The 23647-nt window shown below is 38.5% G+C and carries 20 protein-coding genes, 1 other RNA gene and 1 pseudogene; 18 read left to right on the forward strand and 4 right to left on the reverse strand.

The features are described from left to right. Nucleotides 1–14: 14 nt before the first annotated feature. Nucleotides 15–1385: a dNTPase gene (locus IGK82_RS04850; protein ID WP_002407097.1), complete on the reverse strand. Its 1371-nt coding sequence runs from the start codon at nt 1383–1385 to the stop codon at nt 15–17. Then, a complete protein-coding gene (locus IGK82_RS04855; RefSeq protein ID WP_002404441.1) occupies nt 1382–2197 on the reverse strand; it encodes a lipoate--protein ligase family protein in 816 nt (271 codons plus the stop codon). Before IGK82_RS04855 ends, IGK82_RS04850 begins: the two co-directional genes overlap by 4 nt. Nucleotides 2198–2528: 331 nt before the next feature. On the opposite strand from IGK82_RS04855, the gene IGK82_RS04860 reads away from it, so the two are divergent. From IGK82_RS04860 to IGK82_RS04870, 3 genes are all read left to right on the forward strand, one after another. Next, nucleotides 2529–2966, forward strand: coding sequence for a DUF1934 domain-containing protein (locus tag IGK82_RS04860; RefSeq protein WP_002382132.1), 438 nt, complete (start codon nt 2529–2531; stop codon nt 2964–2966). Nucleotides 2967–3042: 76 nt separating this feature from the next. Continuing rightward, nucleotides 3043–3660 (forward strand): DNA-directed RNA polymerase subunit delta, encoded by a 618-nt coding sequence (rpoE, locus tag IGK82_RS04865; RefSeq protein ID WP_002357996.1) that lies wholly within the window; start codon nt 3043–3045, stop codon nt 3658–3660. Between the two features lie 307 nt (nt 3661–3967). Beyond that, nucleotides 3968–5578, forward strand: a complete 1611-nt coding sequence (locus tag IGK82_RS04870) for a CTP synthase (RefSeq protein ID WP_002357995.1) — start codon at nt 3968–3970, stop codon at nt 5576–5578. A gap of 83 nt (nt 5579–5661) precedes the next feature. Here the strand turns inward: IGK82_RS04870 and IGK82_RS04875 are convergent, their stop codons facing one another. Both IGK82_RS04875 and recU read right to left on the reverse strand, forming a co-directional pair. Beyond that, a complete protein-coding gene (locus IGK82_RS04875; protein WP_002360569.1) occupies nt 5662–7998 on the reverse strand; it encodes a PBP1A family penicillin-binding protein in 2337 nt (778 codons plus the stop codon). Nucleotides 7999–8039: 41 nt separating this feature from the next. Beyond that, nucleotides 8040–8657: a Holliday junction resolvase RecU gene (recU, locus tag IGK82_RS04880; RefSeq protein ID WP_002388848.1), complete on the reverse strand. Its 618-nt coding sequence runs from the start codon at nt 8655–8657 to the stop codon at nt 8040–8042. Nucleotides 8658–8719: 62 nt separating this feature from the next. On the opposite strand from recU, the gene IGK82_RS04885 reads away from it, so the two are divergent. From IGK82_RS04885 to IGK82_RS04955, 15 genes and pseudogenes are all read left to right on the forward strand, one after another. Further along, nucleotides 8720–9262 carry a DUF1273 domain-containing protein gene (locus IGK82_RS04885; RefSeq protein ID WP_002360568.1) on the forward strand — a complete coding sequence of 181 codons (543 nt, stop codon included), beginning with the start codon at nt 8720–8722 and terminating at the stop codon, nt 9260–9262. A gap of 93 nt (nt 9263–9355) precedes the next feature. After that, nucleotides 9356–9766 carry a cell division regulator GpsB gene (gene gpsB, locus IGK82_RS04890; protein ID WP_002363721.1) on the forward strand — a complete coding sequence of 137 codons (411 nt, stop codon included), beginning with the start codon at nt 9356–9358 and terminating at the stop codon, nt 9764–9766. Nucleotides 9767–9873: 107 nt separating this feature from the next. Then, nucleotides 9874–10242, forward strand: an RNA gene (gene rnpB / locus IGK82_RS04895) — RNase P RNA component class B. A 237-nt stretch (nt 10243–10479) separates the two neighbouring features. Further along, nucleotides 10480–11643 carry a THUMP domain-containing class I SAM-dependent RNA methyltransferase gene (locus tag IGK82_RS04900; protein WP_002357989.1) on the forward strand — a complete coding sequence of 388 codons (1164 nt, stop codon included), beginning with the start codon at nt 10480–10482 and terminating at the stop codon, nt 11641–11643. Nucleotides 11644–11661: 18 nt separating this feature from the next. Then, a complete protein-coding gene (locus IGK82_RS04905) occupies nt 11662–13158 on the forward strand; it encodes a carboxypeptidase M32 (RefSeq protein WP_002357988.1) in 1497 nt (498 codons plus the stop codon). A gap of 32 nt (nt 13159–13190) precedes the next feature. Next, nucleotides 13191–13907, forward strand: a complete 717-nt coding sequence (locus tag IGK82_RS04910) for a DnaD domain protein (protein ID WP_002357986.1) — start codon at nt 13191–13193, stop codon at nt 13905–13907. A gap of 14 nt (nt 13908–13921) precedes the next feature. Beyond that, nucleotides 13922–14569 (forward strand): endonuclease III, encoded by a 648-nt coding sequence (gene nth, locus IGK82_RS04915; protein WP_002407099.1) that lies wholly within the window; start codon nt 13922–13924, stop codon nt 14567–14569. A 173-nt stretch (nt 14570–14742) separates the two neighbouring features. After that, a complete protein-coding gene (locus IGK82_RS04920) occupies nt 14743–15507 on the forward strand; it encodes a GntR family transcriptional regulator, LSA1692 subfamily (RefSeq protein ID WP_002357984.1) in 765 nt (254 codons plus the stop codon). Continuing rightward, a complete protein-coding gene (locus IGK82_RS04925) occupies nt 15504–16802 on the forward strand; it encodes a Sapep family Mn(2+)-dependent dipeptidase (protein WP_010709336.1) in 1299 nt (432 codons plus the stop codon). The genes IGK82_RS04920 and IGK82_RS04925 overlap by 4 nt, the downstream gene beginning before the upstream one ends. Nucleotides 16803–16971: 169 nt before the next feature. After that, nucleotides 16972–17925 (forward strand): N(4)-(beta-N-acetylglucosaminyl)-L-asparaginase, encoded by a 954-nt coding sequence (locus tag IGK82_RS04930; RefSeq protein ID WP_002380170.1) that lies wholly within the window; start codon nt 16972–16974, stop codon nt 17923–17925. Nucleotides 17926–17944: 19 nt separating this feature from the next. Next, nucleotides 17945–18274, forward strand: a complete 330-nt coding sequence (locus tag IGK82_RS04935) for a PTS sugar transporter subunit IIB (protein WP_002357981.1) — start codon at nt 17945–17947, stop codon at nt 18272–18274. An 18-nt stretch (nt 18275–18292) separates the two neighbouring features. Continuing rightward, nucleotides 18293–19648, forward strand: coding sequence for a PTS cellobiose transporter subunit IIC (gene celB / locus IGK82_RS04940; protein WP_016622269.1), 1356 nt, complete (start codon nt 18293–18295; stop codon nt 19646–19648). A gap of 17 nt (nt 19649–19665) precedes the next feature. Next, nucleotides 19666–20184, forward strand: a pseudogene (locus IGK82_RS04945) (GrdB-related putative oxidoreductase). Nucleotides 20185–20220: 36 nt separating this feature from the next. Next, nucleotides 20221–22683: a helicase C-terminal domain-containing protein gene (locus IGK82_RS04950; protein ID WP_002386632.1), complete on the forward strand. Its 2463-nt coding sequence runs from the start codon at nt 20221–20223 to the stop codon at nt 22681–22683. Further along, nucleotides 22680–23645 carry an asparaginase gene (locus IGK82_RS04955; RefSeq protein WP_002357976.1) on the forward strand — a complete coding sequence of 322 codons (966 nt, stop codon included), beginning with the start codon at nt 22680–22682 and terminating at the stop codon, nt 23643–23645. The genes IGK82_RS04950 and IGK82_RS04955 overlap by 4 nt, the downstream gene beginning before the upstream one ends. Nucleotides 23646–23647 lie beyond the last annotated feature (2 nt).

Raw genomic sequence — 23647 nt, forward strand, 5'->3', positions numbered from 1 at the left:
TCCTCCTAGAAAACCTATTTTTTTAAAACTAACGCACCATTATGAATGTAACTTGAAAACTCACGATACGTCTCATCAAATAAATCGTAATGTTTTTTATTTACTTGGTCAAGCATTTCTTTAGGGAAATAGAAACGTTCATCTCCTTGACTCTGACCAGCAAGTGCTGCAACTAGGGGACTGACCGTTGCCAATTCCACTAATGAGCCATCTTTTTGCATCAATTCAATTTGTGTACGATGACGGTCTTTATTTGGACGATAAAAATCGTAAGGTAAATCATAGCTTGAATTAATGGCAGTATAATATTTAGGGTTGAAACCAACTTTTTCAATCAATTCCCTTAAATAAGCAATCGTTGCTGCGCTCTCTTTTTCGTTCGTAAAGGTGGCTGACTTCAGAGGCTTACGCATAAGGAAACGTTTGGCTAAATCACCTAGAATTGAATCAGGCACATCCATCCATTGTGTAAAGTACGTAGAGAGGACGCCATCATCCAATTTTAAATATTCTTGTAAGGTGAAGTCCCCTTTAAAGAATGGTACAAGCAGAGAGGCTTGTAAATCATAGTCAAATTCAGGGTTTTCAAATAATTCTTTCGCCCGATGCAATAAATGATCAAGAATCACTTCCATCCCTCGAGAAACAGGGTGGAAATAGACTTGGACATACATTTGGTAACGACTAACGATATAGTCTTCCACAGCATGCATCCCATTCATAGCAAAGGCAATGCCTCCTTTGTAGGGTCGAATCACACGTAAGATTCTAGTTAAATCGAAAGTTCCGTATTCCGTCCCTGTAAAGTAAGCATCACGTAACAGATAGTCCATGCGATCGGCATCAATTTGACTAGAAATCATTTGCACCACTTGAGGATTTGGGTATTGTTTAGTAATAACGCTGGCGACTTTTTCAGGAAAATCTGCCGAAACACGGTTTAAAATTTGATAGACTTCCGTTTCTGGTGAGGTGATGATTTGGACCGTGATTGCTTCATGGTTTGTATCAAAAATATGCTCGAATGTATGTGAATAAGGACCATGACCGACATCATGTAATAAAGCTGCGCAAAGTGTAATCAGGCGCTCGTCGTCATTCCAGCCGTTTTCACCTAATCGTTCCACAGAGTAGTTACGTTGGAAAATTTCACAAATCCGACGTGTAATTTCGTAAACACCCAAAGAATGGGAAAAACGACTATGTTCGGCACCGTGAAACGTAAAAGAAGAAGTACCTAGTTGCTTAATGCGACGTAATCGTTGCACTTCAGCAGAATTAATAAGGTCTAAAATCACTTGGTGTTGGACATGAATATAATTATGGACGGGATCACGAAAAACTTTTTCGATTGGTAATCGTTGCTCTTTATACGGAATCGTCATACGATCTCTCCTTTAATTAAGGCGTTTCGTTGCGCCATTTTTTCCAGCTGGACAGTTAAATTTGTTTGGAACCATTCTGAGGTTATAATTGGTTCGGTTAAGTTTGGATCAATAGATTTTTCAAATTGTTGAGGTAATGCTTCGATTAAACGGGTTTTTACGGCGTCTATTGTTAATGGAGTCTCAATCAGGGTTTCTAAATTTGCCATCACTGCTGGATCAACGGGTGGATAGCCATTTTCACCAAATTGTTGTTGTAAGCCAGCAAGGTAAAAGTCTCGCACCACTTCTCCACGAGCAAGTTGATTGCCGTTAACGCTGATGTAAATCATGACAGCAATACCGTCTTTGACGCGTCGTTGGGCAATCCCAGCAAACTTTTGACCGCCAATACTTAAATCATAAGTACCGGGACAATAGGATGTAGTAATTTCAAAGGCGTCAATCTCTTTCTCCGGAAAACTCTGACGGAGCCAAGCCCACATTAATTCATAAGCCGCATCGATACTTAATTTGTGTTCAGAATTATTTGGTAAAATAAGTGAAACATTTAAAATACCCGAATCGGCAATCACCCCTAAACCGCCGGCATTGCGAACGACTACAGAATAATCGTTTTCTTGCAGAGAAGTGATGCCTTCTTTTAGATGTGGTACACGGGTATCTTTCATGCCAAGAATCATTGCTTGATCCAATTGCCAGAAATGAATGATTGGTTGGTGCTGCATTCCTGAAAAAGTAGTTAAAACATCGGTCAAGGCAAAAGGTAAAAAATAGTCACTGTTTGTTAAACAACCTGAATCAAGGAGCATAAATGATTCGGTGTGAAGGGGAAAAGTTGTGCTCATAAAAAACGTCCTGTCTATTTATAATTACGTCATTTAATACGTTTATTTTCTTACTCTCTCTTATATTATATACAAAAAACGCAAAAAAGCATGTTATATAAACGAATTCTGAAGGAATTCTCTAAAATAGTAAACGGTTTTCTTATTAAATAGATGAAACAAATGCTTGCAACCCGTGAAAAGAGCTTATACAATAAGAAAAGGTACATAAGCAAGGGAAAATTGACTTTAGTTGACAAATACATTGAAAAAGTCAACAATAAGAAAGTTATATTTTGGAAAAGGAGTGACCATTATGGATTTATCAACAGGCGTTCCTGTATCGATTCAACTAAAAACGATTGTCCAACAAGGCAACGAACAAAAAGATTTTTTCTTTGACTTAGAAGGTCAATTAGTAAAAATGGGTGATACATTATACATTCGTTACAAAGAAGAATTATTAGAGGATACAGAACCAACCCCCGTAACCATTAAAATTGAACCAGACGGGCATGTTCAGCTGATTCGTGCCGGCGAATTACGGATGCGTTTAAGATTTGGCTATCAGGAAAAATTAGATACAAGTTATCGAACCCCTTATGGCTTGCTACAGATTAGTACGTTTACACATAATTTGCGTGTTAGTTTAAAAGATCAACCAATGTCTGGTAAGATTTTAGTTGATTATGATTTATACTCTCAAACAGAGCGAATCGGAGAATATCATTTAGAATTAGAATTTACTGCATAAATATTGCAGAATAGAATTGATTTTTTTTCAATGTTTTTGTATGATAAGGAGTAGACTGTGAAAGGACGTGTACCTCTTGGAAATTAATGTATTTGAAGGGTTAAACAAAAAAGAATTATCCATGATTGAAGTAGCACACGCTATTTTAGAACAACATGCAGATGTAATGGATTTTTCTGATTTAGTTAACCAAATCCAAAATTATCTTGGCAAGTCTGATAGTGAAATTCGTGACCAATTAGCACAATTTTATACAGATTTAAACATCGACGGTAGCTTTATCTCATTGGGAGACAATCGTTGGGGCTTACGTTCATGGTATCCAATCGATTCAATCGATGAAGAAGTTACACATGGCTTGGAAGAAGACGAAGAAGATGCACCACGTCGTAGAAAACGTAAAAAAGTAAATGCCTTCATCACTAATCCAAACGATGAAGATGTAATTGACTATAACGATGACGATCCAGAAGATGCTGAATTAACAAATGATGATGAAGAAGACATCTTGTACGATGATGAAGAAGATGAAGATGAAGAAATCAAAGCATACAACTCTGACTTACAAGAGATTGGTGCAGATTCAGACGATGATGAAGAAGATATTCCGCAAATCGAAGAAGATTTAACGATCATTGATGACGATGATGTTGAAGATGAAGACGATTTTGATGACGAATATTCTGAAGAGTAAGAAACAAAAAAGCTTGATTCCTAAGAAGGAGTCAAGCTTTTTAGTTGAATGCCCAAGAAAAATGAGAAAATAGAAAAAATTATTTTCTTGAATAGAAGTACTTGACCTGATGTCCGTTTGCTTGTATTATACTACTTGGGCACCTTTAAGAAGGTCAGAAGTTTGAACGAACTTACAAGCTCCCTATTCGTAATGGATAGGGAGCTTTTCTATTTTTGTTTCTTTTTTATTTGGAGAAACGTAAGAGTCTCAAAGTTGTTTTACTTCTCTCTACAAAATATTATCAAAGAAAGGGTTTTTAACTATTATGACAAAATACATCTTTGTTACAGGTGGCGTGGTTTCTTCTATCGGAAAAGGGATTGTCGCAGCATCTTTAGGACGATTATTAAAAAATCGTGGATTAAAAGTAACGATTCAAAAATTCGATCCATATATTAATGTGGATCCGGGGACAATGAGTCCTTACCAACATGGAGAGGTTTTTGTCACAGATGATGGTGCCGAAACAGATTTGGACTTAGGTCACTATGAACGTTTTATTGATATTAACTTAAATAAATACTCAAACGTAACCACTGGAAAAATTTATTCAGAAGTCTTACGTAAAGAACGTAAAGGGGAATACTTAGGTGCAACAGTGCAAGTTATTCCACACATTACCAATGAAATCAAAGAAAAAATCATGCGTGCAGCGAAAATGACGGATGCCGATGTGATTATCACAGAAGTAGGTGGTACTGTCGGCGACATCGAATCATTACCTTTCCTAGAAGCATTGCGTCAAATGAAAGCTGATATGGGTAGTGACAATGTAATGTACATCCATACAACCTTGATTCCTTACTTAAAAGCGGCTGGCGAAATGAAAACTAAACCAACACAACATAGTGTCAAAGAATTAAGAAGTTTAGGGATTCAACCAAATATTTTAGTGGTCCGTACGGAATTACCTGTTTCTCAAAACACTAAAAACAAATTAGCACAATTCTGTGATGTTAATCCGGAAGCGGTAATTGAATCTCGTGATGTTGAAACGTTATACTCCATTCCATTAGCACTTCAAGCACAAAACATGGATCAAATTGTTTGTGATCATTTAAAATTGGATGCACCGGCTGCAGACATGACTGAGTGGCGTGCATTAGAAGAAAAAGTTCTTAACTTGAAAAAGAAAACAAAAATTGCGCTGGTTGGTAAATATGTTGAATTACCAGATGCCTATATTTCTGTTGTAGAAGCATTAAAACATGCTGGGTTTGATTTTGATTCAGATATCGAAATTGATTGGGTTGATTCACAAGAATTAACTGCTGAAAATGTCGCTGAAAGAATTGGCTCAGCAGATGGTATTTTGGTTCCTGGTGGTTTTGGTGATCGTGGAATTGAAGGAAAAATTGAAGCGATTCGTTTTGCTCGCGAAAATGACGTACCATTCCTTGGTATTTGTTTAGGTATGCAAATGGCCTGTGTAGAATTTGGTCGTAACGTTGTGGGCTTAGAAGATGCTGGTTCTGCAGAAACTAATCCTGACGTGACAAATAACATTATTGATTTAATGGCAGATCAAGAAAACATCGAGAATTTAGGTGGCACACTACGTTTAGGTTTATATCCATGTAAATTGAAAAAAGGAACGAAAACTGCGGCAGCATACGGAAATGAAGATGTTGTCCAAGAACGTCACCGTCATCGTTATGAATTTAACAACAAATATCGTCAATTATTTGAAGAAAATGGCTTAGTTTTCTCTGGAGTTTCACCAGATAATCGTTTAGTTGAGATTGTTGAAATTCCTGAAAAACAATTCTTTGTGGCTTGTCAATTCCACCCAGAATTAATTTCTCGTCCAAATCGCCCACAACGCTTAATCAAAGGATTTGTTGGTGCAGCTTTGGCAAATAAAGAAAGTAAATAAGCAAAAATGGACGAAGTGATTCAGTTCACTTCGTCCATTTTTAATCTAAAAAAGTACGGGGCTCATGGTGAGCCCCGTACTTTTTATGCTGCTTTATTTTCATCTGGTTTAGAACTACTTTCAGGTGGTTGCGGCGGTTCTTGTGAACTAGAACTTGATGGTTCAGGTGGTTGTTCCGATGTTGCCGGTTGCTCTGCTGAGGAAGAGCTTGCCGGTTGTTCGGTTGATGGTGGCGCTTCAGAGGAAGAAGGCGCACTTTCTGAACTAGAACTTGATGAACTTTCCGCTTCTTTTGTGGAAGAGGATTCCACCGTACTGCTAGATTCCGGCTGTGGTGCTGAAGAGGTAGTACTTGGTAAAACTTGTACATTTGGTACCTCATAGGCATCTTTCACGTATAATTCATTACCTACCCGCACAACACTGTCTGGCTGCACCCAGTCATCGTTTGAAACATTTTGAGACAAGTAACTCATTATTTCACGATAAACATCCGAGGCAATCCCATAGTATTCTTGATAGATTGGTGTATTTCGATCATTGTATCCAGTCCAAACAGAAACGGCATAGTGTGTTGTATAACCAACAAAGGTACTATCCGGGGCAATTCCTTTTTCTGTTGTGCCCATTCGCGCTAAATCTTCATCAGTATAGTTAGAAGTCCCTGTTTTGGCCGCTTGGATTAAGCCTGGAATGGCGCCGTTAAATCCTGTTCCGCCGTTTAAAACATCTTTTAACATATCCGTCATCATATAGGCGGTAGAGTCTTTCATCGCACGTTTACCATCAGGTTGATAATCAACGCTAGTTCCATCATTGAAAACGACTTTGTTTACGTAATACGGTTTGTTATAAATCCCGTTATTGGCGAAAGCCGCATAAGCTGCTGCTAACTTCAATGAGGAAATTCCATATTTATCGCCATCTACATCGCTTGTGTTACTTGAAATGGCATTCGAGGCTTCTAAGTTTTTATAGTCAATTCCTAGTCCTTTAATGAAAGGCATGATGTTTTCTTTACCAACTTCATCAAACGTCTGGACCGCGGTGGTGTTACGAGAACCCATAATCGCACGGCGCATAGTAATGACGCCTTGATATGTTAAATCAGAGTTGAAGACATCAATGTCGGTACCAGGATATTTCGTTGGTTTATCCACCATGAGGCGACCTGTCGAATAATTTAAATTCTCAATTGCGGGACCATAATCCATGATTGGTTTCACGGTTGAACCAACATCACGTTGGGTGTTAACAGCTAAATTGTTTCCTAATTGTACATCATCAGGAATGTGACGACCACCAATCTGTGCTCGGACTTGTCCAGAGGCAACATCAATAACGGTTGAAGCCACTTGCATTTTATCATCTGGAAACGCAACGTATTGATCACTGTTGACAATATCGTAAAGTTGTTTTTGGGCATTCATATCTAAGTTTGTGTAGATATCTAGTCCGTCTGTGTAAACATTTTTACCAGTTTTTGCTTTCACTTCATTGATTACTTCTTTGACATAATTATCTACGACTTTTCGATTGTCATCACTGGCTTTTAATGGCACTAAGCCTTCATCGATTGGGGTCGCTTTAGCTTTTTCGTACTCTGCTTTCGAGATTTTTTTATTGTCGTACATTGTGTAGAGTACGACATCTCGGCGTTCTTTAGCAGTATCTGGTTTTGTATAGGGATCATATGAGTTTGGCGCTTGTGGCATTCCTGCCAGTAGGGCCGTTTGTGGTAAATCAAGTTCAGATAAATGTTTACCATAATAATTTTCAGCCGCTGTTTCCATTCCATAAAAACCATTCGCCATGTAGACTTTGTTAATGTAGTAAGTTAAAATTTCTTCTTTTGATTTTTCACGTTCTAAACGAACAGCCATCCATGCTTCTTGTGCTTTCCGTTTCAAGGTTTGGTCAGATTCTTTTGTAGAGAAGTAGGACAATTTAATTAATTGTTGGGTTAAGGTACTTCCGCCTTGTAATCCACCATTTTTGACATTTGAAAGGGCAGAACCGATAATCCGAATCGGATCCACACCAATGTGTTTATAGAAACGACGGTCCTCGACAGAAACAATGGCATCTTTTAATAATTGAGGCACATCATTTGGTTGAATTAATTCACGCTTTTCTGCGCCTAAATCCTCAAAAATTTCATTATTAATATCGTAAAGCTTCGATGAAACTGTCGCATTCAGTTTGTCATCTTCTAATTTTGGGGCTTGTCGTGCATAGAACCAAAAAAGACCAACGCCTGCTAAAAAAGCGACCATCCCAGCGATAAGTAAGCCAAGAAAGATTTTTAAAACAAGCCGTTTTTTCTTTTTCGGCGGTTGTGTCTTTTTCTTGTAACTCGACTTCGATGAGGTGTTGGATGCATGTCTAGCAGCTCGCGAGCCTGAATTTGCGGTTGGCATAAATAGCAACTCCTTTGTTATACTTTCAAAACTTTATGAATCTAGTGTGTCTGAATATATTGTTCCACTGCGTCGAGATAAGGGATTCGCGGTGCGATTCCAAAAGATAATTCAATTCCTTCTTTCTCGATGAGTGCAAGCGGCATAGATTTTTTTCCAGTAACTGCTTGGTTTTTCCAATGCGTTATTAGATTTTCACCACTAAAAAAGAAGCAGCGTTTTAAGCTTGAAAACCATAATAGCACAAAACAAATCCCTTGTTGTGCTATACATTGTTCCATATGATCAATTTGATGTTGATGAAAATTTTTAAAGGGAAAGGACGTGGTATTTTTCGTTTCTTTCGCTTCAAAATCTATGTAACGGCCTTGATATACACCGTTATAATCAGTCGTTGAAGCTTGTCTAAAGTAGGCCTCCTTAATAACAGCCGCACTTCGTTTGGGATAATCTACTTTAACAATTTGAACAGGAGTGGGTTTCTTATGAACGACTGCTTGCTTATTCAATAGATAATATTGATTGCTTTGATTGATCGCTTCTTCGAAATCCATCCCGCGATTACCAAATTCAACGGGGCGTTTCTTTTTTACTTGTTTTTTTGGTGATTGTGCTTCATGATGATTATAAGGTATTCCGTTAGGATAATGGAACGTCACGTTTATCACACTCCTAGCCTGTATTATACCAAAAAAAAGACCTGAAAGAAAAGGGATGACTTATGGAAATGATAAAAACCCTCTATGTCACCGGTTATCGCAGCTTTGAATTGGGGATATTTCAAGGAAAAGACCCGAAAATCACAGTTATTAAAAATGTCTTAAAAAAAGAGTTAGCCAGTTATATTGAAGCGGGAGTAGAATGGATTTTGATTTCTGGCAATTTAGGTGTTGAACTTTGGACAGCTGAAGTAGTTGGGGAATTAAAAACGGAATATCCAGAAGTCCAGCTAGGTTTGCTTTATCCATTTAAAGACTTTGGCAATAATTGGAATGAACAAAATCGAGAACTGTTAACGAAAGCGGAAAGTTTGGCTGATTATATCAACTCAGTAAGTCACCAGCCCTATCAATCGCCAGCACAATTAAAAATGCATACAAAATTTCTTTTGGAACATTCTGGGGGCAGCTTACTTATTTATGACAAAGAGTACCCTGGCAAAACGGAGTATTTTTTAAAGGACGCACAACATTTTTCGGAACGAGAACCCTATGATATTCGCTTAATTACAATGGATGATTTACAAAACTCGGTGATTGATTAGAGAATCTGTTTGATTTTCTAGCTATTTTTCGTTACAATAGTATTTGTGGAACTATGAAATTTTCTATCGTAAATAAACAAATGAGGTGTAAACATGGCAAATTTAGTATATAGTCCTAAAGACATTTTACAAAAAGAATTTAAAACGAAAATGATGAACGGGTATGACCCAATTGAAGTAGACGAATTTTTAGACAATGTCATTAAAGACTACGAAGCTTATAATAAAGAATTATTAAGCTTGCAAGAAGAAAACAGCCGCTTAATGGCAAAATTAGACCAATTATCAAAAGCCCAACCAACGCCTCGTGTTGCTCAAGAAGTACCAAAAAGTGCAGCAGTGACCAACTTTGATATTTTAAAACGTTTATCAAACTTAGAGCGTGAAGTTTTTGGTAAAAAGTTAGATGAAACACCTTCAACACCTGTAACGCCTTCTGCACCGTCAATGCCTGCAGAACCAGCGAATCATGATGTTGATAATGCACAAACACGTCAATTTTAACAAGACAATTTAAGTCAAGTTTTCACGAGGAACAGAAAGCATTTGTTAGAATAGCGGACACTTGTTTTAGTGTATAAATTTTTGCTGTTCGTTTAAACAGATTTGTAATTTTCGGGTGATCGCGGTTTGCTTTTGCAAGCTGAGGAAAGTCCATGCTCGCACAAGCTGAGATGCTTGTAGTGTTCGTGCTTAGCGAAATCATAAGCTAAGGTACTCTTTTAGAGTAACGGCAGGAAAAATGACTAAGGTTTCGACTATGTCAAAGTATCCTTGAAAGTGCCACAGTGACGAAGCGATGTGGGAAACTCCATCGGTGGAACGCGGTAAACCCCTCGAGCGAGCAACCCAAACAATGGTAGGGGCGCTCTTCTAAAGGAAATGAACGAGTAGAAGAGGCAGAGTTTACTCTGCAGATAGATGATGACCGTCACCAATTTTTCCTGAAGAATTGGTGATACAGAACATGGCTTATAGAAAATTACAAGTAATTCAGGAAGACCTTCCAACGTAGTTGTGAAGGCTTTTTTTACGAAAAGAATAAAAAAATGTTAAAATAAAGAAACTGAGATAAAAGTAGTAAGCTGTCTGTTCTAAAGAGGCCGGGACAGGACCGTTTAGTTCAGAGAAAGCGGACAATTATAAAAAACAAGCGGAGCAGTAGTCGGCAGGACTGTTAGCTCCAGACAATAAAAAAGAGTCAAGAAGGAGTTTTTATGACGAAAGAAAAAACATTCAAACTTGTTGCAACGGCTGCTAGTGGCTTAGAAGCATTAGTTGGAAAAGAATTGCGTGATTTAGGGATTCCCTGTGAAGTAGAAAATGGCCGGGCCGTCTTTGAAGGCACTGTTGAAACAATTGCTACTGCCAATTTATGGCTACGGACAGCAGATCGGATTAAAATCGTCGTTGGCGAATTTAACGCCTATAGTTTTGATGAATTATTTGAAAAAGTTAAAGCACTTCCTTGGGAAGATTATTTGCCTTTAGATGCAGAATTTCCAGTTGCAGGTAAATCAATTAAGTCAAAATTGTATAGTGTTCCTGATTGCCAAGCCATCACCAAAAAAGCCATTGTTAACCGTTTAAGAGAAGTTTACCATCGTCCAGCGACGGTGCCCTTAACTGAAACAGGAGCTTTGTTTAAATTAGAAGTGGCTCTGCTAAAAGATAAAGTGACGTTGACGTTGGACACGACTGGGCCAAGTTTATTTAAACGAGGCTATCGCATTGAAAAGGGGGGCGCACCTCTTAAGGAAAACATGGCAGCTGCTTTAGTGATGTTGACCAATTGGCGCAAAGATCGTCCTTTTTATGATCCAGTTTGTGGTTCTGGAACAATTTGTATTGAAGCAGCATTAATTGGCCATAACATTGCCCCTGGCTTTAATCGTAGTTTCACTTGTGAAACATGGGATTGGGTTGATCCAGCAATTTTTGAAAAAGTACGTAACGAAGCCGAGGCAAAGGCAGACTACGATGTTGAATTAGATATCTGTGGCTCAGATGTTGATGGTCGAATGATTGAAGTCGCACGAGCGAATGCTGAGGAAGTTGGTTTAGGTGATTCAATTACCTTTAAACAATTGGCATTAAAAGATTTTACAACCGAGAAGGAATATGGTGTAATGGTAGCTAACCCGCCTTATGGTGAGCGTTTAGGAGAAGAGGAAAGTGTTCGTCGTTTGTATAAAGAAATGGGCCATGTTTTCCGTCCGTTAACTACTTGGAGCAAGTATATACTGACGAGTGATCTTGCTTTTGAAGAATATTATGGTGCCAAAGCTACTAAAAAACGGAAGCTTTACAACGGAGCCTTACGAACAGATTTATTCCAATACTGGGGAACACGTCCACCAAGAAAACCACGGGAAGACTAAGAAAGCTGGTGTAAAAAAATGAAGGAAGCTGTATTTTTACAAGAAGTGAAAGAAATTCAATTACTAAAAAATGCCTTGACATTATTAGACTGGGATTCATCAACTGGGATGCCAGAAAAAAGTAGTCCTTTTCGAGGAGAAGTAGAAGGGTATTTAACCGGATTATATTTTGAACGAAGTATTGGCCCAGTTATTCAAGAAGCATTGGCCTATTTTGAGACACGCCCTGAAGAATTATCTGAATTAGGGAAACTGGTTTTTGAAAAAGTAAAAGAAGAATATGCTTTGAATAAAAATGTTCCAGCTGAACGTATGCAAGAATATGTTAAAGTATTAAACCAAGCACATACAGATTGGTTAAAAGCACGCGCTGCACAAGATTTCGGCTTGTTAGAAGAAACCTTAACGAAGGTCGTTGCGTTCCAAAAAGAGTTCATTCCTTATTGGCAAAAAGAAGAAAAAACTCCGTATGATGTGTTATTAAATCAATTTGAACCAGGGATGACGGTTGAGAAACTAGACCAAGTATTCGACCAAGTAAAACAAGGGATTCAAGAGATTCGGACCGTTTTGGCAGAAAAAGGTACGCCGCCTAGAACTGACTTTTTATCTAGAAAAATGACCAAAGAACAACAACGCCGTTTTGTGATTGGTGTGGTTGAGCAATTAGGCTATGATTTTTCAAAAGGACGATTAGATGATACAGTTCATCCATTTATGACAGCTCTAAATCGAAATGATGCGCGGATTACTACGCGCTGGGAAGAAAATAATTTCTCAATGGCAACATTTGGTGTGATTCATGAAGCGGGTCATGGGATGTATGAACAAAATTTTGATCCTAAATTTGACTTTACGCCGCTAAGCGAAGGTGCCTCTATGGGGATTCACGAATCACAATCGCTCTTTAATGAAATTATCATTGGTAGCAACCGGGCTTTTTGGCAAAAACAATACCCGTTTTTCCAAGACTGCGCAGAAGGTACTTTTGATGATATTGCTTTTGAAGATTTCTATGCTTCTTTAAAAGAAACGAAAGCAAGTTTGATTCGGATTGATTCCGATAGTCTCACCTATCCTTTGCATATCATTATTCGTTATGAAATTGAAAAAATGTTATTTAATGGTTCTTTGGAAGTCGCTGATTTGCCAAAAGTGTGGAACGAAAAATACCAAGAGTACTTAGGCGTATCACCTGAAAATGATTTAGAAGGTGTCCTTCAAGATGTTCATTGGTCTGGAGGTAGCTTTGGTTATTTCCCATCTTATGCCTTGGGTTATATGTACGCCGCGCAACTATTTCACGCAATGAAACAAGAATTATCTGTTGATGAAATTTTAGCTTCGGAGGATTATTCTGATATCCGTAAATGGTTAACACAACATATTCATCAGTACGGCGCTTCACGTAAACCAAATCAATTAATTTATGATGCAACGGGAGAAGAATTGAATCCTAGTTATTTAATTGATTATATGAAAGCTATTTATTTTGATGTTTATCAAGTGCAATAAGTGAAACAAGCAAGGGGAAGTGGACAACAACAATGTTATCAATTCGTGAATATTTAGAAGCTGGTGAAACAACAATCTCAAACTTACTATTTGATCATTACCAAAAAATTGGTTTGAAAGATGATGAATTTCTCTTTTTACTGCAACTTTTTCGTTCGCAAAATGCAGGCGATTTATTTCCAGACTTAATGGCGATTGCAGAGACGATGGGTAAAACGCCAGATACGATTTATAAGTTGTTAAATCAATTGGTTTCTCGCGGATTTATTCGAATTGAAACACAACAAAACCAAAAAGGTCAAATGATGGATACGTATGATTTACTGCCTGTTTTTCAAAAGATTCAATTATTTTTACAAACGAGCAAAGAAAAACAAGTTGTCGCAAACCACGAAGATGAAATTAAACAGCTTTACCAAGGCTTTGAAAAAGAATTCGGACGTCCACTTTCACCAATTGAATTAGAAATGATTGGTCAGTGGTTGAACACGGACCATTATTCCCCTGAATTAATCCGGTTAGCGTTGCGAGAAGCTGTTTTAAATCAGGCGTATAGTTTGAAATATATTGATCGTATTTTACTTGCGTGGGAGCGTAAAAATATTACCACCAAAGAACAAGTTGCTGCTGATCAGAAAAAACGAAAAGATTCTATGATTCAAAATGAGATTGAACAACAAGGTCAGACACAAGAATCGTTGCCAAAGGTTACATTACACAATTGGTTAAATCCAGAAGACAGTGAATAAAAAGGAGGTGGGCCATGCTATCAAAAGAGAAAACAATGGAAGCTATTGAAATTATGTATGAGATGTTTCCAAATGCAGAATGTGAATTAAAACATAAGAATCCTTTTGAATTATTAATTGCTGTGATTTTAAGTGCGCAAGCAACCGATGTATCGGTAAATAAAGCGACTCCTGGTTTATTCGCAGCTTTTCCAACACCAGAAGCTTTAGCAGCTGCGCCGGTGGAGGAGATTATTGATAAAATAAAAACCATTGGCTTATATCGCAATAAAGCAAAAAATATTAAAGCGTGCGCACAACAACTTTTAGAACGTTTCAATGGAGAAGTTCCGCAAACCAGAGATGAACTGGTCAGTTTACCTGGCGTGGGGAGAAAAACAGCCAATGTAGTAATGGGAGATGCTTTCGGCGAACCGGCTTTTGCAGTAGATACACACGTGGAACGAGTGTCCAAGCGCCTTAGAATTTGTAAGCTAAATGCGAATGTTACTGAAGTTGAGCAGACATTAATGCGTAAAGTTCCGAAAGAACTCTGGGTGAAAACGCACCATACCATGATTTTCTTTGGGCGTTATCACTGCCTAGCAAGAGCGCCTAAATGTGAAGCCTGTCCGCTACTCTATATGTGTCAAGAAGGCAAAGAACGGATGAAAGGGAAATAACACATTTTTTCCTAAAAAAGCGAGCCACAAGTCCAACCGACTTGTGGCTCGCTTTCTTTTTTTGATTTTTAAGAAACGCAACAAATGATTGCGGTTTCTTAAAAATTGATTTAGTATAGACAGTGTGGTATATACTAGAAAATTTATTTTTTTGAAGAAAGATAGGCGATGAAATGACAGAAAATGCACCCAAATTTAAGCAAATTTCTGCAGAAATTGAAAAGAAGATTCGAGACGGTCTGTATGTAAGTGCACAAAAATTACCTTCAGAATATGATTTAGCTAAAGAATATAACTGCAGTCGCTTGACCATCCGTAAAGCGATTGATGATTTGATCCGCAAAAATATTTTGGTAAAACGACATGGTAAAGGTAGTTATGTGATGTCGCAAGCGAAAATTCAAAGTGGTCGCGCTGGCTTACAAGGTTTTACTGAGGCAGCCAAAGCTTACGGGAAAAAAAGCCAGACAGAAGTCATTTCCTTTGAAGAAGTAGTACATCCCGCTGAGAAAATTCGGGAGGCGCTCCAAGTAGGCAAAAATGAGGCAATTTATGAACTGATTCGCCGCCGAATGTTAGACGGCGAACCAATGACAGTTGAAAAAATTTATTTGCCACAGGCATACGTACAAGGCCATACGAAGCAAGACTTCGAGGGCTCTCTTTTCTGCTTAATCGAGAAGAACGTCGAGATTGCTTATTCGCATCAAGAAATTGAAGCAATCTTAGTTGAAGCGGAAATTTCAGAATTATTGAATGTTCCTGTGGGCCAACCACTTTTACAAGTCCACTCTATCACCTATGCGCTTGATGCAACTCCTATTTTATATGATGTCTCTTTATATCGAGCAGATCGGTACACGTTTAAAAACACACTGACCCGCTATAGCCCGTCTGAAAACAACCAAGTGGAGCTAGGAGGTTCTTGGAACGAATGAAGATAAAAGAAGAAATAGCCGCTCAAAAAGATTTATTTTATGAAGACTTAAACAAAATTATCGCGATTCGAAGTGTGAAAGGGTCGCCTAAAAAAGAGGCACCTTTTGGTGAAGGACCGAAAAGAGCCTTGGAAGAAACGCTGAAACTGGCAGAGCGTTATGGCTTTCAAACTGGGATTGTCAATGACGCAGTTGGCTATGCGCAATGGGGAACAGCGGAAGAATATCTGGGAATTATTGGTCATTTAGATGTAGTACCAGAAGGTTCTGGTTGGTCAGTGCCGCCCTTTCAATTAACGAAAAAAAATCAACGTTTGTATGGTAGAGGAATTCTAGATAATAAAGGTCCTATCTTGGCTTGCCTGTATGGAATGAAATTACTGAAAGAACTTGGTTACCAACCAAAGAAAACCATTCGCTTAATGTTTGGCACGGATGAAGAAAGTGGGAGTGGAGATATCCCCTTATATTTAGAGGAGGAAAACGCACCCGTTTTTGGATTTACTCCAGATTGTAAATATCCAGTAGTTTATGGGGAGCGAGGGATTGTTAATTATGAAATCACAACGACCATCCCAGATGATTCAAGTGAACAAATTGGTCAGATTATAGGTGATCAAGCAAAAGACCATGTGCCTGATCAATTAAGTGTGGTGATTGCAGGAAAAACAACAGCAATCACGGGAAAACGTGCTCCTTCCAATGCGCCAGAACTAGGCAAGAACGCGATTACTTTATTGGCACAGAAAATTAGCGAGGAACAGTTAGTCAAAGGAAATTTATTACAGTATTTCGACTGGTTAACCGCTAGTTTTCACGAAAAGCACTATGGCGAAGGAGTAGCTCTAGACTTTAAGGATCAGGATAGTGGGCAATTGATTTTAACGCCCTATGCGTTGGAAAAACGAGGACAGCAGTTGGTGTTATCATTGGCCGTGCGTTATCCTGTTTCTATTACAGAAAACGAAGTAACCACGCAGCTAACGAAGGCACTATTTCCAGAAAGTGAAGTGACCGTCATCCGCCGCCTCCCTAGTACGCTGTTTCCAAAAGATGAGCGCAATGTTCAAAAATTAACCAAGGTTTATGAACAAATTACTGGCTTAGATGGGACGCCAGTCACAACTACAGGTGCTACGTATGCTCGTTTTATGCCGAATATCGTTGCTTTTGGTCCATCATTTCCTGGTCAAAAAGGCATTGCGCATAACCAAGATGAATATATGGATGAAAAAGATTTACTGCTTAATCTGGAAATCTATATGCAAGCGATGATTGCATTAACAGAAGCATAAAACCAATAGAAGATACACGTATGAGAAGAAGCCAATGTGTTTCGTAGAGGTCGCATACGTGTATCTTCTATTTTTCTGTATAAAATTTCATTTTCAGTATATACAAAACAGTATATACTAGTTTATAATGGTGGAGAAATGTAAGCGTTAACGAAAGGGCGGATGGAAAATGACTTGGGGTGCAATTGCGACATGGCGGATGGCACATGATGGGTTACTAAAAGCTACAGAAGAATTACAACAAGGAGGTGCTGCAGGCACGGCCGTGGAACAATTAATTAAAGAAGTAGAAGACTATCCTTTTTATAAGTCAGTGGGCTACGGCGGTTTACCTAATGAGGAAGGGATTTTAGAAATGGATGCTGCTTATATGGATGGAGACACATTTGCAATTGGTGCTGTGGCAGGAATTACAGATGTTAAAAATCCGATTTCAGTGGCTAAAGCATTAAGTAAAGAGAAGTTTAATAGTTTTCGTGTTGGCGCAGGTGCAACGAAATATTCAATGTTGCACGGTTTTGAAAGAAAGAATATGTTGACAGAACGCGCTAATCAATGGTGGCAAAAGCGTTTAAAAGAAATTCAGGAAAATCAGTTGAACCCCTATGATGGGCATGATACTGTCGGCGCTATTACGTTAGACCAAACAGGATCAATGGCAGCTGGCACTTCCAGTTCGGGACTCTTCATGAAAAAAGCAGGACGTGTTGGTGATTCACCACTGTCAGGTTCTGGTTTTTATGTTGATAGCGAAATTGGTGGTGCTGCGGCTACAGGATTAGGTGAAGATTTAATGAAAGGCTGTCTTTCTTATGAAATCGTCCGTTTAATGGGGGAAGGGTGCTCGCCACAACAAGCATGTGATCAAGCCGTCTATGCTTTTCATGAAAAATTGACCCAACGTTATGGGAAAGCAGGAGCTTTTTCACTAGTGGCCATGAACAAACAGGGAGACTGGGGCGTAGCTACGAATGTGGAATTTACTTTTACGGTTGGTACTGATATGCAGCAACCAGAAATCTATATTGCAAATCCAGGCAAGAATCATACCACAGAGATTCAGCCGATTTCACAAGAATGGTTAGCGGCCTATGAAAAAAGAATCAAAGCACCAATTGAATAAATGAGGAGAGTGAAGGAACATGAGTAAAAAACAAATTTATCTTTTTTGTGATGCAGGAATGTCTACAAGTATTATGGTGAATAAAATGATGGAAGTGGTGGAAAAACATCAAATGCCTTTAATGATTACTGCTTTTCCTATTGCAAGAGCACAAGAAGTGGTTGAAGCAGAGAAGCCTGTTGCTATTTTATTAGGACCACAAGTCCGTTTTTTATTAGAAAAAACAAAAGAACAATTTGCTCCTCAAGGGATTCCTGTCGCTGCAATTGCGCCAGAAATTTATGGCATGATGGATGGCGAAAAAGCATTGAAAGAAGCGCTGCGGTTAATTAAGCAAAATAAAAAATAATAGATAGGAGTGACGACCGTGCAAAAATTTTTGGATTGGTTAGAGCGCGTATTGACCCCTTTGGCAAAAGTGATAGGAGAAAATAAGTATTTAGTAGCGATTCGTGATGGCTTCCTTTTATCAACGCCCTTGTTGATTGTTGGTTCGGTCTTCTTATTAATTGCTAATTTTCCTTTGCCGCAATGGGATACTTGGATGTCTCATTTGCTTGGTAAAGACTGGGCGACAATGATGTCTGTTCCAGCTAGTGCTAGTTTTGATGTAATGACCATTCTGGCCGTTGTCGGTATTGCCTATAGTTTAGGGAAACAATTCAATGTGGATGCAATGCAAGCAGGAATTATCGCATTGGTTTCATTTTTTATTGTAACGCCTTATCAAACATTATTTATACCGGAAAATAGTTCAAAGGTTTATGAAGTTACTAGTTTACCTTTAAAATGGATGGGTTCCAGTGGCTTGTTTTTAGGAATGATTGTCGCATTAATTGCGACTCGTTTATTTGTGGCCATTGTTCGTAAAGGGTGGACAATAAAAATGCCAGAAGGAGTGCCACCAACAGTGGTTAAGTCTTTTGAGGCCCTGATTCCGAGTTTTTTAGTTGTTACTCTCATGTTTTTAGTCAATTGGCTGGCTGCTTTAACTCCTTATGGTAATTTACAAGATGTTATTTTTGAATTTCTACAAACGCCCTTATTGAGTCTTGGTAATACCTTAGGTGCAATGAGCATTGCTTATTTATTTTTACACTTCTTTTGGTTCTTTGGCATTAACGGAGGTAGCGTGGTTGGCGCAGTCTTTAATCCTGTTTTGCGGGCATTGTCTGTTGAAAATTTACAAGCATTTAAAGACGGTCATGAAATTCCCAACATCATCACTGGACAATTTCAAGATATGTTTGCAACATTTGGTGGCGCCGGTTCCACACTCTCATTAATCATTGTGATGGTCTTATTCTGTAAAAGTCAACGAATTAAAAAGCTTTCGCAACTTTCACTAATTCCTGGTGTTTTTGGGATTAACGAACCAATCATTTTTGGGTTACCAATTGTTTTAAATCCAATCCTTTTAATTCCATTTGTATTAGTACCTGCGATTAATATTATTATTGCCTATTTTGCTATGGATTGGGGCTTAGTTCCATTGACGAATGGTATTCAATTGCCGTGGACGACCCCGCCAATTATCTCAGGATTTTTAGTCAGCGGTTGGCAAGGATCAATTCTGCAAGCTCTCTTATTGGTACTAGGAATGTTCATTTATTATCCTTTTATTCGAGTTATGGATGACCAATATTTACGTGAAGAATGGAAAGCACAAGAAGAAGAGAGTGAAGAAATTGATTTTGATTCCTTTGACTTCGATGATTTATAAAAAAGGAGGAAATAGGCGTGAAAAAAATCCTTTTAGTCTTAAACCACAGTTTAGCAGGATTTGGCAGTGATGAACAAGCTCAGCTGAAACCAAGTGGTAAAAAAGCTCCCTTAGGTCCAGGGGTAACATTGCTACCATTTTTACAGAAGCAAGGAGCGGAAATTGTTGCGACACTTTATTGTGGTGACCAATATTATTTGGAAAACGAGGAAGAGGTAGCAAAGAAATTTATTGGCTTTGCAAAAAAGTTTCATGCCAATGCGGTTCTTTGCGGACCTGCCATGCATTATCCTAATTTTGGATAAATGGCCGCTCATCTAGCTTGTAAGTTTAATGCTGCAGGCATTCCTGCAATTGCAGCGATGGCAGAAGAAAATCCAGCAGTTAGTCACTATTATCAGCAAGTACCGATTGTGAAGATGCCCAAAAAGGGCGGCATTGGTTTAAATAATTCGTTTAAACAAATGGCGCAATTGGTCGTGGCAAAAGCAAATGGAAAAGAAACCAAACAGTTAGAAGAAACAAGTTGTTTTTAATTGTTGATAATCTAAAGAGAAATCCAGAATGAACGCATGATTGTGTTCGTTTTGGATTTTTTGCTTTTGTTTAGCGAATGTATGTTCTATAATAGGGAGGCAGATAGGTGGGATTACGTGAAATCAACGAGAAAAATTGCGGTGCGTCAAGTGGTCGAATTTATTTTAAGGCGGGGAAGTATCGATTCTCGCCATGTGAGTGAACATACACCACAAGAAGGTAGTCGCCTTCATCGAATGTTGCAAAAGGAAGCGGGGAGCCTTTATCAAAAGGAAGTATCTTTAAAAATTGAGGTGCCTTTAAATGGCCATAATTATTGTGTAGAAGGTCGTGCAGACGGCATTTTTGTGAAAGAAACTGGGCAAGTGGTCATTGATGAAATTAAAACATCCGAGCCAGCGTTTGAAGAATTGCCGCCAGAAAAGGTCGAATTGTTTTGGTATCAAGCGATGTGTTATGGTCACATGTATTGCCAACAAGAACAACTTTCTGAAATAACGCTTCAACTCACTTATTATCAGACCACCACAAAACAAATCACACGACAAGAACGCCATTTTACAGAAGCTGCATTAGCGGAGTTTTTTACTGATTTGATGAAGCGCTATGAACAGTGGGTAATTTTTAAAGAAGAGTGGCGTATTTTGAGAAATAAATCATTAAAAAATCTTAGTTTTCCTTACGGGGAGTATCGCAAAGGGCAACGAGAATTGGCGGTAGCCGTTTATAAAACAATTCTTAGTAAACAGCGGCTCTTCGTGGAAGCACCAACTGGAACAGGCAAGACAATGTCCACTCTTTTTCCAGCGATGAAAGCAATTGGTGAAGAAGAAGGCGAACGGATTTTTTATTTAACAGCTAAGACCATCACGCGGCAAGTGGCTGAAGATGCCGTCAAAGCGCTGTCCGAAAAACAAGCGCAAACTAAGAGTATTACGTTAACAGCAAAAGATAAAATTTGTTTTTTAACTGAACGAAATTGTACACCAGAACATTGCCCGTTTGCTGACGGCTATTATGATCGTTTAAATGAGGGACTGTGGGATTTATTGCAACATGAAAATCATTTAACGAGAGAGGTTATTGAACGGTATGCACAAAAGCACCAATTGTGTCCATTCGAGTTGTCGCTAGATGCAAGTCTTTGGTGTGATTTAATTATTGGCGATTACAATTATCTATTTGATCCAACGGTTTATTTACGGCGCTTCTTTGAAGAACCCCAAAGTGCAGAAGAGAATATTTTTTTAGTGGATGAAACCCATAATTTGGTTAATCGTTCACGGGAGATGTATTCGGCCGCTATTTCTAGGAATGCGGTTTTGCAAATTCAAAAAAGATTGCAAAAAGAATCTGTTCAATTAAAAAGAGCTTGTCAAAAAGTCTTAACTACGTTTGATGATATTGAAGCAATCTGTGAAGAAAAAGACACGGATTTTTTTGCCCAACGTGCGCCAATTGATTCATTAGTTAAACAGATACATCGATTAACAGAAGTAATTGCAGAATGGTTGCCAGAAAATCAACACATTGAGGAATTGGCGTCGATTCTCAGTTTTTATTTTGATTGTTTAAGTTATCTTCGAATCAGCGAGTATTACGACAACGGCTTTTATACGTCTATTTCTTTGCGAAACTATGACTGCGTTGTGAAACAATTTTGTGTCGATCCGGCTTATTTATTGTCACAACGATTAGATAAAGGGAAAGCGAGTATCTTATTTTCGGCAAGTTTAACACCTCTGAATTATTATCAAGAAGTGCTTGGTGGAGGTGAAGAAAGCCTACGTTATCGGATTCCGTATCCTTTTCCAGAAGAAAATCAATTGTTGATGATTGGTAGTCATCTTCAAACAACCTATAAAAACCGTGAAAAAAGTTATCCACAGATTAGTGAACTTTTAGGGAAGTTAAGTGAAACAAAAACAGGTAATTATTTAATTTTCTTTCCTTCCTACGCCTATATGGATGATGTCTATCAAGTATTTAGCCAACGTTACCCGCAAGTAAAAACTCAAATTCAGGGAACGGACTTAAACGAAAAAGAGCGAGAAGCATTTTTAGCTGAATTTAAAGAGAATCCTCAAGAAACTTTCATCGGTTTTTGTGTTTTAGGTGGTATATTTTCAGAAGGAATTGACTTGAAAGGTACCCGATTGATTGGTACGATAATTGTTAGTGTCGGGCTACCACAAATGAACCCAGAGCAAGAACTGATTCGCACTTTTTATCAAGAAGAGCGAGGGCAAGGGTTTCAATTTGCGTATCAAATTCCTGGCATGAATAAAGTCTTGCAAGCGGCTGGACGTGTCATTCGAGATGCGCAAGATAAAGGCTTTGTGTTGTTATTAGACGAACGATTTGAATTACCAAGTGTACAGCGTTTCTTTCCGCCGCATTGGTTGGCGCATCGAAAGGCAAACACCAATGAACAACTCATTCAACAAGTGAAACAATTTTGGTTAAAAAATAAAGAAAACAAAGGAGGAAACAAATGAAGACCATTTTAGTCCTTCATACAGGTGGGACCATTTCCATGTCGAAAGTAGCAGGAGGAAGTGTTGCCCCGAATGAAAAAAATCCGTTGATGGAACAAGAAGCATTATTTTCTGGCAAGGTTCATTTAGTTGTTGAAGATATTTTTAATATTCCCTCACCACACATGACCTTAGAACGGATGTTTCAATTAAAAGAACGGATTCAAAAAGCTTATTCTGAACCAATTGATGGCGTGGTTATTACGCATGGAACAGATACATTAGAAGAAACTGCTTATTTTTTAGATATAACCTTAGAGAAAAAAATCCCCATTGTTTTAACAGGAGCAATGCGGTCAAGTAACGAAATCGGTAGTGATGGCTTGTATAATTTCATCAGTGCTATTTGGACTGCTTGTTCAGACGAATCGTACGATAAAGGTGTTTTAGTCGTGATGAATGATGAAATTCATACGGCGCGTTATGTGACAAAAACACATACAACGAACGTAGCGACGTTTCGGACGCCAACTTTTGGACCAATAGGAACCATTGCGAAAGAACGTGCTTTTTTTGCGAAAGAGGTCTTACCGCAAGAAGTCTGCGATGTTTCTTCTGTGAAAGGAAATGTTCACGTAGTGAAGGCCTATGCGGGGATGGGTGAACGGATGTTTGAATTATTAAACACCCCAGAAACGGATGGGTTAGTAATTGAAGCGCTAGGTGCGGGGAATTTACCGCCAGAAACGCTCCCAGCATTACAAAAAATGCTAGATAACGGGATTCCAGTCGTTTTAGTTTCTCGTTGTTCCAATGGCATTGCTGAAGATATCTATGATTATGCTGGTGGTGGCGTTGGCTTGAAAAAAATGGGGGTCGTTTTTGCCCGTGGTTTAAACGGACCGAAAGCGCGGATTCGTTTAATTGTTGGTTTAAACAGCGAAAAAAATCCTGCAGAGTTAAAAGAATTTTTGGAACAGTAACT

The sequence above is a fragment of the Enterococcus sp. AZ197 genome (assembly GCF_050556405.1).
GTDB lineage: Bacteria > Bacillota > Bacilli > Lactobacillales > Enterococcaceae > Enterococcus > Enterococcus faecalis.